Here is a 12,742-nt window from a genome sequence, read left to right as displayed (position 1 = left end):
CTTACTCTTCCTCATGGCTTGATTCAGGCTCACGATCCCACGATAAACGAGGGTCGAAGGTCATGGCCGCAAACATGGTCATAATCACCACCAGTGCAAACATTAAAGCCCCCATCGCGGGATAAATACTCATCAAACCGCCCATCCGCACCAGCGCAGAGAGAACGGCAATCACAAACACGTCGATCATTGACCAACGACCGACAAATTCGACCACTTCGTAAATCAGATGCATGCGTTCACTGTCGCGTTTTCCGTGGCCTTTTGCATCCCAACAGAGCCAGGCAATGGCGATCATTTTTAAAGTGGGCACCATGATACTGGCGATGAAAATCACGCCGGCGACAGGATAGGATCCTTCGCTCCACAGCAGTATGACCCCGGCGAGGATCGTCGAGGGCATTTTATCGCCGAGCAAATCGGTGATCATAATCGGCAGAATATTAGCGGGCAGATACAGCATGACGGACGTGACCAGCAGCGCCATCGTCCACTGCAGGCTATTTTTACGGCGAACATGGCCCTTCGTTTCGCAGCGCGGACAAACCTCAAGATCGGCGGGCAGCACGGCGGTACAGCACGGACAAGAACGGAGCCCCTGGTGGATACCCGGCACGCCAACCTTCACCGTCTGCGCGAGCGTCGGTGCCGGGGCGATATCGTCCCAGGCCCAGCGCCTGTCCACGCACTGGAAAGCGCGCAGCTGCAGGACACAGTACAGACACCAGGGAATAAAGCTGCTGCCTATCCCCACGTCGCCGTACGCCATCAGCTTCACGAAACTGACCAGTATCCCTGCGAGAAAGATCTCGGCCATCCCCCAGCTTTTGAGCTGAAAAAGGATGCGCGCGAGCCGGATTTTCAGCGATGACGGCATCCTGACGCGGTTAACCAGCAGCAGGATGACGACCAGGCAAAACGCCGGGACTATCTGGACGAACAGCAGAAAAAAGGTGCCGAGGCTGGCGTAATCTTCTGAGAACATCACGCCCGGGATTTCAAGCAGATCAACCTGGCTTGTCATCCCGCCTACCTTCATATAGACGAAGGGGAAGAGATTGGAGAGCAGCAGCATGAACAGTGCTGCCAGCGCGTAAGCGGTGGGACGCTGCCGCGGCGCGTCCCACTCGGTTGTCAACGTCGCGCCACAGCGTGGACACTGGGCTTTATGTCCGTGACCAAGCTCTGGCAACGCCACGAGCATATCGCATTGCGAGCATAATATATGCCTGTCGGCATGGTGCTGGTCACACATATTTAATCCCTGTTATGCGCCGTTTTTCAGAGACTCAAGGTACTCCCAGCGCTCAAATGCTTCTTCCAGGGCTTTTTCAGCCGCGGACATTTCAGCCAGTACTTTCTGAGTAAAGTCATGCGATTGGGTAAAGAATGACGCATCAGCAACCTGCGCTTGCAGCTCCTCAAGCGCGGCCTCCAGCTCTTCAAGACGCTGAGGTAGCCCCTCCAGCTCGCGCTGCAGGTTATAGCTTAGTTTAGCCGAGGTTTTCTTGACAGTTTCTGCTTTTGTTACAGCAGGTTCAGAACTTGTTCTGGACTTCGACTGTTTCTGCGCCAGAGACTGCGACTGCTGCCCTTTTGCGTCGTGATAACCGCCCACGTACTGGCCAATTCGCCCTTCACCTTCGAAGATCCAGCACTCGGTCACGGTGTTATCCACGAACTGACGATCGTGGCTAACCAGCATCACGGTTCCCTGATACCCATCGATCAGCTCTTCGAGTAATTCCAGCGTTTCGACATCCAAATCGTTCGTCGGTTCATCGAGGATCAACAGATTACTTGGCTTCAGGAACAGACGAGCCAGCAGAAGACGGTTACGTTCCCCGCCGGACAGCGCGCGTACCGGTGTCATGGCGCGTTTCGGGTGGAACAGGAAGTCCTGCAGGTAGCCCAGAACGTGACGCGGCTTGCCGTTTACCATCACTTCCTGTTTACCTTCGGCGAGGTTGTCCATCACCGTGCGGTCCGGATCCAGCTCCGCGCGGTGCTGATCGAAGTAGGCCACTTCCAGCTTGGTGCCACAGTGAATGCGACCGCTGTCGGCCTGCAGCTGGCCCAGCATCAGCTTCAGCAGGGTGGTTTTGCCGCAGCCGTTCGGGCCGATGAGCGCAATTTTGTCCCCGCGCTGAACCTGCGCGGAGAAATCTTTCACCAGCACCTTGCCGTCAACCTGGTAGTTAACGTTTTCCATTTCGAAGACAATCTTGCCGGAGCGGGACGCCTCTTCCACCTGCATTTTGGCGCTGCCCATGACTTCGCGGCGCTCGCTGCGCTCGCGACGCATCGCCTTCAGGGCACGCACGCGGCCTTCGTTACGGGTACGACGGGCTTTGATGCCCTGGCGGATCCAGACCTCCTCCTGCGCCAGCTTGCGGTCGAACTCGGCGTTCTGCAGCTCTTCCACGCGCAGGTTTTCTTCTTTCTCCAGCAGATAGGTGTCGTAATCGCCGGGATAGGTGACCAGCTTGCCGCGGTCGAGGTCGACAATGCGCGTCGCCATATTGCGAATAAACGAACGGTCGTGCGAGATGAAGATGATGGTGCCGCTGAAGGTTTTCAGGAAACCTTCCAGCCAGTCAATCGCTTCGATATCCAGGTGGTTGGTTGGTTCGTCCAGCAGCAGTACCTTAGGGCCGCTGACCAGCGCGCGCCCCAGCGCCGCTTTACGCAGCCAGCCGCCGGAGAGCGCCGACAGCTCCATGTCGGGTTCCAGCCCGAGCTGCGCCAGCACCTCGTTAATGCGGTTTTCCAGCTGCCACAAACCGTGGTGATCGAGCATCTCCTGCACTTTCGCCAGCTCGTTGAGATTCTTGTCGCTCGGGTCGGTCATCACCAGATGCGAAATCTCGTGATAGCGCTTCAGGTACTCCGCCTGCTCGGAGATGCCTTCCGCCACGAAATCGTACACGCTGCCGGTCACATGACGCGGCGGATCCTGCTGGAGGCGGGAGACGATCAGATCCTGCTCGTATACGATGCGGCCGTCATCCAGCCCCTGCTCGCGGTTGAGGATTTTCATCAGCGTGGATTTACCCGCGCCGTTACGGCCCACCAGACAGACGCGCTCGTTATCTTCGATATGCAGTTCCGCATTATCGAGAAGCGGTGAGTCGCTGAAAGAGAGCCACGCGCCGTGCATACTAATTAATGACATTTATTTTTCCTTTCAGACCGCGGTAATCAACCAGCAGTTATGAATTTGACGGTTACGGGCGAAGTCCTGAGACAGCGTTTTTTGACTGATTTCTTGTGCTTTCAGTCCCAGGGCTGCCAGGCCGTCATGATCCATACGGAAGCCGCGTTTGTTGTTCGAGAACATAATGGTGCCGCCTTTACGCAGCAGGCGCTTCAGGTCGGTCATCAGGCGCAGGTGATCGCGTTGAACGTCAAAGCTATCCTCCATGCGCTTGGAGTTAGAGAAGGTCGGCGGATCGATAAAGATCAGGTCGAACTGCTCGTCGGTATCGCGCAGCCAGCCCAGCACGTCGGCCTGCATCAGGCGATGCTGACGCCCGGTTAAGCCGTTCAGACGCAGGTTACGCTCGGCCCACTCGAGATAAGTGCGGGACATATCCACCGTGGTAGTGCTGCGCGCGCCGCCGAGACCGGCATGCACGCTGGCGCTCCCGGTGTAGGAGAACAGGTTGAGGAAATCTTTGCCCTTGCTCATCTGGCCGAGCATGCGGCGGGCGATGCGGTGGTCGAGGAACAGGCCGGTATCAAGATAGTCGGTCAGGTTCACCCACAGGCGAGCGTTGTATTCGCCCACTTCGATAAAGTCGCCCTTTTCGCCCATCTTCTGGTACTGGTTTTTACCCTTCTGACGCTCGCGGGTTTTCAGCACCAGCTTGTTCGGCGCAATCCCCAGCACGGCAATGGTGGCCGCAATGACGTCCAGCATGCGCTGGCGCGCTTTTTGCGCATCGATGGTTTTCGGCGGAGCATATTCCTGAATCACCACCCAGTCCGCATAGCGGTCAACCGCTACGTTGTACTCCGGCAGGTCGGCGTCGTACAGGCGATAGCACTCGATCCCTTCCTGCTTCGCCCATTTTTCAAATTTCTTCAGGTTTTTGCGCAGGCGGTTGGCGTAATCCTCTGCCACGCCGGTTGGCTTGCTGTCCGCCGCTTTCTCTGCCAGATGGTAGTTTTTCTGCACGCAGTCCAGCGGGCCGTTTTTCGCTTTAAACTGGCGATCGGCACGCAGCTGCAGGCAGCTCAGCAGCTCCGGCGAGGCGCTGAACAGAGACAGATTCCAGCCGCCGAAGTAGTCCTTCATATTGCGGCCCAGCAGGCTGTGCAGGGCAATCAGCGCCGGTTCGCTGTCGAGACGCTCGCCGTATGGCGGGTTGCTGATTACGGTCCCGTACGGGCCCTTCGGCAGCGGGTTGGTCAGGTTCGCCACGTCTTTCACCTCGAAGGTGACCAGCTCGCCGATACCGGCGCGACGGGCGTTGCTGCGCGCGCGTTCTATTACGCGCGGGTCGCTATCCGAACCGTAGAAGTGAGAGGTATACTCCGCCAGCCCCTTACGCGCGCGGGTCTGCGCGTCGTCTTTAACCTCTTTCCAGAGCGCTTCGTCGTGCTGCGCCCAGCCTTTGAAGCCCCAGTGGCCGCGGTGCAGCCCCGGCGCGCGGTCGGTGGCCAGCATGGCCGCCTCAATCAGCAACGTACCGGAGCCACACATTGGGTCGAGCAGCGGCGTGCCCGGCTGCCAGCCGGAGCGCATCACGATGGCGGCGGCCAGGGTTTCTTTGATCGGCGCCATACCGGTGCGATCGCGGTAGCCGCGCAGGTGCAGACCCGCGCCGCTCAGATCGAGGGAGATGCTCGCCGTGTCGCCGTTCAGCCAGACGTTGATACGCAGGTCCGGGTTTTCGCGATCGACGTTCGGACGTTCCTTATTTTTACGCGTGAAGCAGTCCACAATGGCGTCTTTTACGCGCAGGGCGCCGTACTGGCTGTTGCGGATCTCGTCGTTCACGCCGTTGAAATGCACCGCGAAGGTGGCGTTAGGCGTGAAGATCTCTGTCCAGTCGATCATCTGTACGCCGGTGTAGAGATCCAGGTCGCTATAGACCTTGCATTCCTTCATCGGCAGCATGATGCGCGACGCCAGACGGCTCCACATCAGGCTCTGGTAAATAAGCCGCGTGTCGCCCTCAAAATGGACACCACCCTGAACCACCTGGCACTCTTGCGCGCCCAGGGCTTCCAGTTCAGTTTTTAACAGCTCTTCCAGCCCACGGGCCGTACTGGCAAACAGAGAATTCATATCGTCACTTTTACTCTTAGAAAATTGTCGCGCATTATAGCTAATATGGCGTGTATGTCATAAAGTTGAAGGCTTATTTTCATTCGAGGGAGTGTGCAGTGGCGACGTTATCCAGGCTTTTTATTCATCCGGTGAAATCCATGCGCGGCATCGGCGTCACTCACGCGCTGGCAGACATGAGCGGGTTCGCCTTCGATCGTATTTTTATGGTCACCGAGCCTGACGGTACGTTTATCACCGCACGCCAGTTCCCGCAGATGGTTCGTTTTACCCCTTCCCCGCTTCACGACGGTTTGCACCTTACCGCGCCGGACGGTTCCAGCGCGGTGATTCGCTTTGCTGATTTTGCGGCTGTCGACGCGCCAACGGAAGTATGGGGCAACCATTTTACCGCGCGCATCGCCCCGGATGAAATTAACCGCTGGCTGAGCGGCTTCTTCTCCCGCGACGTGCAGCTGCGGTGGGTTGGGCCGGAACTGACACGTCGCGTAAAGCGCCACGACGCCGTTCCCCTCTCCTTTGCGGATGGCTTCCCGTTCCTGCTCACCAACGAAGCGTCTCTGCGTGATTTACAGAATCGCTGTAAAGCCAGCGTACAGATGGAACAGTTCCGCCCGAATCTGGTCGTGACCGGAGCGGACGCCTGGGATGAAGACACCTGGAAAGTCATCCGCATCGGCAGCGTCATCTTTGACGTCGTCAAACCCTGCAGCCGCTGCATTTTCACCACGGTAAGTCCTGAGAAAGGCCAGAAGCATCCTTCTGGCGAGCCGCTGAAAACGCTGCAATCTTTCCGTACCGCGCAGAACAACGGTGATGTCGATTTCGGCCAGAACCTGATCCCGCGATCCAGCGGCGCGATCCGCGTAGGCGATGAGGTTGAAATTCTCGCCCGCGGGCCGGCGCGAGTGTACGGCTCAGGCCAGGAAGAAGAAATGGTCGAGGTTGAGACGAATGTCGCCACTGCGGTGGATATTCACTGGCAGGGCAAGGTTATTCGTGGCAACAATCAGCAGGTTTTACTGGAGCAGCTGGAGCAAGCCGGTATTCGCGTACCGTATTCCTGCCGCGCGGGAATTTGCGGATGCTGCCGCATCAAGCTGCTGGAGGGAGAAGTGAGTGCGCTGAAAAAATCTGCAATTGGAAATGACGGCACAATCCTGTGCTGTAGCTGCGTACCGAAAACGTCGGTACAACTGGAAGCTTAAACCGCTTGTTCGAGGCTGAAGGCATCGACGCGCAGTTGTGGTTTCAACCTGTCATTCATGACTTTGATCGCATCACCTAACTGCATTACACGCCCGGCAATCGTCACGCCGGGCTGCGCCAGCAGACAGAGTGCGGCGTTTTCGCCCGGTTCAACCACTAACAAACTCACCTCTTCGGCGGTATCGCTCAGGTTAACGCTGGCCGCATCGCCCGTTGCTGGCGTCCAGTCCATGCCGTGAGGCAGGAAATGCCAGCTTTTCGGCATTTGCGGTTTCAGGAAACGGATGGCCACCAGCGCATTTAATACCAGTTCGGCACGCTGCTCTTTAGAGAGCATCAGGTCGCGGCATTTTTCTTCAAAGGAGAAATAAAGCGCCGCATCGTCAACGCAAAAGCCCGATGGAGAAAACGCGTCCGGGGTTAACATTCGGCGGGCAAAACGAGAACGAAACAACATGCCATTGGCTAAATCGAGCATCATACGGTCATGCTCGTCGCAAAAATACCAGCGCCAGTTATCGTCAGGTTTAATTCGCATGTGTCTCTCCCGTCCCCAAACGTCCTGTACTAAAAATGTCCTGTTCGCCGCTTCGTTTATAACACTAGTAATAAAAGACGATAATGTCTAAATAAGCAACAGTGACGGAATATAAAACAACCAGGGCTGGAAATAAAGCCCTGGTTGTCTGATTAAGAAAAAAGATTAGATATGCGTAACGATTTCTTTAATCAAAGGCGGGCCTTTAAAAATAAAGCCGGAATAGATTTGCACCAGTGACGCACCGGCCGCCATCTTCTCGCGCGCAGCAATCACCGAGTCGATACCGCCGACGCCAATAATCGGTAAACGGCCTTTTAATTCCGCAGACAGCGCGCGAATAATTTCGGTGCTTTTTAATTGTACCGGACGGCCACTTAACCCACCCGCTTCGTCACAGTTTTTCATTCCCTGAACGAGCGAACGATCGAGCGTGGTATTCGTTGCAATCACCCCGTCAATATTATGGCGAACCAAACTGTCGGCAACTTGGATCAATTCTTCGACAGAAAGATCCGGCGCGATCTTCACCGCGACCGGAACATATTTATGGTGGATCGCCTGGAGTTCATTTTGTTTATTTTTAATGGCACTCAGAAGATCGTCCAGCGCTTCGCCATATTGTAAGGAGCGCAGCCCCGGGGTATTGGGTGAGGAAATATTCACCGCGATATACCCGGCATAGGCGTAGACTTTTTCCATACAAATCAGGTAGTCATCTTTACCCTGCTCAACCGGCGTATCTTTATTTTTGCCAATATTGATGCCTAACACCCCATCAAAATGGGCTTTTTTCACGTTCTCTACCAGATGATCAACGCCGAGGTTATTAAAGCCCATGCGGTTGATCAACCCTTCGGCTTCGACCAGGCGGAACAGGCGCGGCTTGTCATTTCCCGGCTGCGGGCGCGGCGTGACGGTACCAATTTCGATGGAGCCAAAGCCCATCGCACCCAGGGCATCAATGCACTCGCCATTTTTGTCCAGACCGGCCGCCAGACCCAATGGATTTTTAAAGGTCAGCCCCATGCACTGCACAGGCTTTTCCGGCACGTTTTGACGCACCAGGGCCGCCAGAGGCGTTCCTGTAATACGACGTAATTGCTGGAATGTAAATTCATGAGCGCGCTCGGGGTCGAGCTGGAAAAGGGCTTTACGAACGAAGGGGTAGTACATGAACTCTCCTGGATTCCCGGTGTGCAAACCGGGAGGGGATTATGGGCGATCCCGTCACGAAAGGGAATTGACCTGCGGCAAAAAAATCTGCGTAAAACGCAATCGTTTACCTCCCACTCTCTTTCTTATGCAGTTTTTCGCAGTTTAATTGCGGATAAATCATTTAGTGGAATAACCGCGCGGTGTCACACTCCTGAAAATTGTTATGAATGTTAGGCAAAAGCAAACAATTAGTTATAAGGAGGAAGTATGCGCGTCATTACCCTGGCCGGAAGTCCACGATTCCCTTCGCGTTCCAGCGCCCTGCTGGAATATGCCCGCGACAAGCTCAATGCCCTGGACGTGGAAGTGTGCCACTGGAATCTGCATAACTTCGAACCTGAAGATTTGCTGTATGCCCGCTTCGACAGCCCCGCGCTGAAAACCCTCACTGAGCAGCTCAAGGAAGCGAACGGCCTCATCGTTGCGACCCCGATTTATAAAGCGTCTTTTTCGGGCGCGCTGAAAACGCTGCTCGATCTTCTCCCCGAGCGCGCACTGGACGGCAAAGTGGTTCTGCCGCTGGCAACGGGCGGCACGGTGGCCCATTTACTGGCGGTAGATTACGCCCTGAAGCCGGTGCTGAACGCCCTGAAGGCGCAGGAGATCCTTCACGGCGTTTTCGCGGATGATTCGCAGGTCATTGACTACCAGCATAAGCCGCACTTCACGCCGAATCTGCAAACGCGCCTTGATGCCTCGCTGGAAACTTTCTGGCACGCGATGCATCGCCGGGATATCCAGGTTCCTTCTTTTAATCCGCTGCAGGGAGTCGCACATGTTTAAAACCTTAACCCGCCTCGGACTGGCTGGCCTGATGGCGTTTACCGCGCTGGCACATGCCGCAGAAACCGCACCGGATAGCCTACGGATTGGCTACCAAAAAGGCAGCGTCAGTATGGTGCTGGCAAAAAGCCACCATCTGCTGGAAAAACGCTTCCCGGACACCAAATTCTCATGGGTGGAGTTCCCGGCAGGGCCGCAGATGCTTGAAGCCCTGAACGTCGGCAGTATCGATCTGGGCAGTACGGGCGACATCCCGCCTATTTTCGCTCAGGCTGCCGGGGCAGACCTGGTATACGTCGGTGTAGAACCCGCTAAGCCGAAAGCCGAAGTCATCCTGGTACCTGAAAACAGTGACATTAAAAGCGTCTCCGACCTTAAAGGGCGTAAGGTCGCTTTCCAGAAAGGTTCCAGCTCGCACAACCTGCTGCTGCGCGCCTTACAGGAAGCCGGGCTCAAGTTCACCGACATTCAGCCCGTTTACCTGACGCCCGCCGACGCGCGCGCCGCGTTCCAGCAGAAGAACGTTGATGCCTGGGCTATCTGGGATCCGTACTACTCTGCGGCATTACTGCAGGGTGGCGTACGGGTGCTGAAAGACGGTACCACGCTGAAGCAAACCGGTTCGTTCTACCTCGCCTCACGCCCTTACGCCGAAAAAAACGGCGCGTTTATTCAGGGCGTACTGGATACCTTTACGCAGGCAGATGCCCTGACCCAGAGCCAGCGTCAGGCGAGCATCGCCCTGCTGGCAAAAACCATGGGCTTACCTGAGCCGGTGATCGCGAGCTACCTCAGCCACCGTCCGCCCACCACCATTGCGCCTGTCGACGCGCACGTCGCCGCGCTTCAGCAACAGACTGCTGACCTCTTCTATCAAAACCGCCTGGTACCAAAACAGGTCGATATTCGCGAACGCATCTGGCAGCCCGCTGGCAAAGAAGGAGCTAAATCATGAGTCTGAATCTTTTCTGGTTTTTACCCACCCACGGTGATGGACACTATCTTGGTACAGAAGAGGGCTCGCGCCCGGTTGACCATGGCTATCTTCAGCAGATTGCCCAGGCGGCGGACCGAATCGGTTTTACCGGCGTGCTGATCCCGACCGGACGCTCGTGCGAGGATGCCTGGCTGGTGGCCGCGTCGATGATCCCGGTCACCCAGCGCCTTAAATTCCTTGTTGCATTGCGCCCGAGCGTCGTTTCACCCACCGTGGCGGCGCGTCAGGCAGCAACGCTGGACAGGCTCTCCAACGGCCGCGCTCTGTTTAACCTGGTGACGGGCAGCGATCCGCAGGAGCTGGCAGGCGACGGCGTGTTCCTCGACCATACCGAGCGCTATGAAGCCTCCGCCGAATTTACCCGCGTCTGGCGACGCCTGCTGGAAGGCGAAACCGTCACCTTTGAAGGTAAGCATATTCACGTTCGCGACGCGAAGCTCTACTTCCCGCCGGTGCAGCAGCCGCGCCCTCCGCTCTATTTTGGCGGATCCTCGGATGTGGCCCAGGATCTGGCCGCCGAGCAGGTCGATCTCTATCTGACCTGGGGCGAGCCGCCCGAGCTGGTGAAAGAGAAAATTGCCCAGGTCCGCGCCAAAGCCGCCGCCCATGGCCGCAAGGTGCGCTTCGGAATTCGCCTGCACGTGATTGTGCGCGAAACCAATGAAGAAGCCTGGCAGGCGGCAGACCGTCTGATCTCCCATCTGGACGATGAGACCATTGCGAAGGCGCAGGCTGCGTTTGCCAAAACCGACTCCGTCGGGCAGCACCGCATGGCCTCTCTGCACAACGGCAAGCGCGAGAATCTGGAAATCAGCCCGAACCTGTGGGCGGGCGTGGGTCTGGTACGCGGCGGCGCGGGCACGGCGCTGGTCGGCGACGGGCCAACCGTGGCTGCACGTATTAATGAATACGCTGACCTGGGCATCGACAGCTTTATTCTCTCCGGCTATCCGCACCTGGAAGAGGCCTACAGGGTGGGCGAGCTGCTGTTCCCGCACCTGGATGTCGCCGTTCCGGAAATTCCGCAGCCGCAGCGGCTCCAGCTGCAGGGCGAAGCCGTGGCAAACGAATTTATTCCGCGCAAAGCCGCACAGAGCTAAGGAGTGACCATGTCTGCCACCTCACAAAAATGGCTGCTGCGCGCCGCCCCGTGGTTTTTGCCCGTCGGCATCGTGGCGCTCTGGCAGCTCGCGTCGACCACCGGCTGGCTGTCGAGCCGCATTTTGCCCTCTCCGGAGGGCGTTATCGAAGCGTTCTGGTCGCTGAGCGTCAGCGGAGAGCTGTGGCAACATCTGGCGATCAGCTCCTGGCGCGCGGTGATTGGGTTTTCCATCGGCGGCAGCATCGGTCTGGTGCTGGGTCTGATCAGCGGCCTTTCACGCTGGGGGGAAAGGCTGCTGGATACCTCCATCCAGATGCTGCGCAACGTGCCGCACCTGGCGCTGATCCCGCTGGTCATTTTGTGGTTTGGGATCGATGAGAGCGCCAAAATCTTCCTCGTGGCGCTGGGCACGCTGTTCCCGATATACATCAACACCTGGCACGGCATCCGCAATATCGATCGCGGTCTGGTGGAGATGGCGCGCAGCTACGGCTTATCGGGTTTTTCCCTCTTTGCTCACGTGATTCTGCCGGGCGCCCTGCCCTCCATTATGGTCGGGGTGCGCTTTGCGCTCGGCCTGATGTGGCTGACGCTGATTGTGGCGGAAACCATCTCAGCCAACTCCGGTATTGGCTACCTGGCGATGAACGCCCGCGAATTCCTGCAAACGGACGTGGTGGTGGTCGCCATCATTCTGTATGCACTGCTCGGCAAACTCGCCGACGTCAGCGCACAGTGGCTGGAGCGCAGCTGGCTGCGCTGGAACCCGGCCTATACCCTTCAGGAGGCGAAAGCATGAATACCGCACGACTAAATCAGGGCACGCCGCTGCTGCTGAACGGCGTAACCAAACGCTACGGCGAAAACACCATTCTTAACGGGCTGGAGCTGCACATTCCCGCCGGCCAGTTTGTGGCTGTAGTCGGGCGCAGCGGCGGCGGAAAAAGCACGCTCCTGCGTCTTTTAGCCGGGCTGGAAGCCCCCAACGGTGGAGAGATTCTGGCAGGAACCACGCCGCTGGCCAATATTCAGGACGATACGCGCATGATGTTTCAGGATGCGCGCCTGCTGCCGTGGAAAACGGTGATTGATAACGTCGGGCTGGGGCTCAAAGGCAACTGGCGGGATGAAGCCCGTCAGGCGCTGGCCGCCGTCGGGCTGGAAAACCGTGCAGGTGAATGGCCTGCGGCGCTGTCGGGCGGCCAGAAGCAGCGCGTGGCGCTGGCGCGAGCGTTGATTCACCGTCCCGGCCTGCTGCTGCTTGATGAGCCGCTCGGCGCACTTGATGCCCTGACGCGGATAGAAATGCAGGATCTGATTGAATCCCTCTGGCAGGCGCACGGCTTTACGGTACTGCTGGTGACGCATGACGTCAGCGAAGCCGTGGCGATGGCGGACCGGGTATTGCTTATAGAAAACGGGAAAATCGGTCTGGATCTGACGGTGGACATCCCGCGCCCTCGTCGCGTGGGCTCGGCGAGACTGGCGGAGCTGGAAGCCGAAGTGCTGGATCGGGTGATGAAACGTGGGGAAGCGGAGATTCAGCGGATAAAGGCCAATGCCTGATGCCCTCACCCCGGCCCTCTCCCCGTGGGCTGA

The 12,742-nt window shown here is 57.5% G+C and carries 11 protein-coding genes; 6 read left to right on the top strand and 5 right to left on the bottom strand.

The genetic code is table 11. The features are described 5' to 3' along the window. Nucleotide 1 precedes the first annotated feature (1 nt). Genes pqiA through rlmKL form a run of 3 tightly spaced genes read right to left on the bottom strand, consistent with a single transcriptional unit; the run spans nt 2 to nt 5,296 of the window. The gene (pqiA, locus tag IM273_RS14910) at nt 2-1,255 is read right to left on the bottom strand and encodes a membrane integrity-associated transporter subunit PqiA (protein ID WP_193051274.1); all 1,254 of its coding nucleotides are present in this window, start codon (nt 1,253-1,255) and stop codon (nt 2-4) included. A gap of 12 nt (nt 1,256-1,267) precedes the next feature. Beyond that, nucleotides 1,268-3,175, bottom strand: coding sequence for an ABC transporter ATP-binding protein (locus IM273_RS14905; protein WP_193051272.1), 1,908 nt, complete (start codon nt 3,173-3,175; stop codon nt 1,268-1,270). A gap of 12 nt (nt 3,176-3,187) precedes the next feature. Next, nucleotides 3,188-5,296: a bifunctional 23S rRNA (guanine(2069)-N(7))-methyltransferase RlmK/23S rRNA (guanine(2445)-N(2))-methyltransferase RlmL gene (gene rlmKL / locus IM273_RS14900; RefSeq protein ID WP_028012595.1), complete on the bottom strand. Its 2,109-nt coding sequence runs from the start codon at nt 5,294-5,296 to the stop codon at nt 3,188-3,190. Nucleotides 5,297-5,394: 98 nt separating this feature from the next. Here rlmKL and IM273_RS14895 point away from each other — a divergent pair, with 98 nt between their 5' ends. Continuing rightward, nucleotides 5,395-6,504, top strand: coding sequence for a YcbX family protein (locus tag IM273_RS14895; protein ID WP_193051270.1), 1,110 nt, complete (start codon nt 5,395-5,397; stop codon nt 6,502-6,504). Here IM273_RS14895 and zapC read toward each other — a convergent pair. Beyond that, nucleotides 6,501-7,043 carry a cell division protein ZapC gene (gene zapC, locus IM273_RS14890; protein WP_028012593.1) on the bottom strand — a complete coding sequence of 181 codons (543 nt, stop codon included), beginning with the start codon at nt 7,041-7,043 and terminating at the stop codon, nt 6,501-6,503. The two genes, IM273_RS14895 and zapC, sit on opposite strands and share 4 nt — an antisense overlap. Nucleotides 7,044-7,208: 165 nt before the next feature. After that, complete coding sequence (pyrD, locus tag IM273_RS14885; RefSeq protein ID WP_045261711.1) at nt 7,209-8,219, bottom strand: quinone-dependent dihydroorotate dehydrogenase; 1,011 nt, start codon at nt 8,217-8,219, stop codon at nt 7,209-7,211. Nucleotides 8,220-8,468: 249 nt separating this feature from the next. Here pyrD and ssuE point away from each other — a divergent pair, with 249 nt between their 5' ends. From ssuE to ssuB, 5 genes are read left to right on the top strand one after another with little or no spacing between them, the layout of a single operon-like run. Continuing rightward, nucleotides 8,469-9,044 (top strand): NADPH-dependent FMN reductase, encoded by a 576-nt coding sequence (gene ssuE / locus IM273_RS14880; RefSeq protein ID WP_193051268.1) that lies wholly within the window; start codon nt 8,469-8,471, stop codon nt 9,042-9,044. Continuing rightward, nucleotides 9,037-9,999 (top strand): sulfonate ABC transporter substrate-binding protein, encoded by a 963-nt coding sequence (locus IM273_RS14875; RefSeq protein WP_126326551.1) that lies wholly within the window; start codon nt 9,037-9,039, stop codon nt 9,997-9,999. Before ssuE ends, IM273_RS14875 begins: the two co-directional genes overlap by 8 nt. After that, a complete protein-coding gene (ssuD, locus tag IM273_RS14870; RefSeq protein ID WP_028012589.1) occupies nt 9,996-11,141 on the top strand; it encodes an FMNH2-dependent alkanesulfonate monooxygenase in 1,146 nt (381 codons plus the stop codon). The genes IM273_RS14875 and ssuD overlap by 4 nt, the downstream gene beginning before the upstream one ends. Before the next feature lie 9 nt (nt 11,142-11,150). Continuing rightward, a complete protein-coding gene (gene ssuC, locus IM273_RS14865; protein WP_028012588.1) occupies nt 11,151-11,942 on the top strand; it encodes an aliphatic sulfonate ABC transporter permease SsuC in 792 nt (263 codons plus the stop codon). Next, a complete protein-coding gene (ssuB, locus tag IM273_RS14860) occupies nt 11,939-12,709 on the top strand; it encodes an aliphatic sulfonates ABC transporter ATP-binding protein (protein ID WP_193051266.1) in 771 nt (256 codons plus the stop codon). The genes ssuC and ssuB overlap by 4 nt, the downstream gene beginning before the upstream one ends. The last annotated feature ends 33 nt before the right edge of the window (nt 12,710-12,742 follow it).

This window comes from Enterobacter cloacae complex sp. P13B (assembly GCF_014895915.1).
Lineage (GTDB): Bacteria > Pseudomonadota > Gammaproteobacteria > Enterobacterales > Enterobacteriaceae > Enterobacter > Enterobacter bugandensis.
This window is presented reverse-complemented; position numbering and strand designations above follow the sequence as displayed.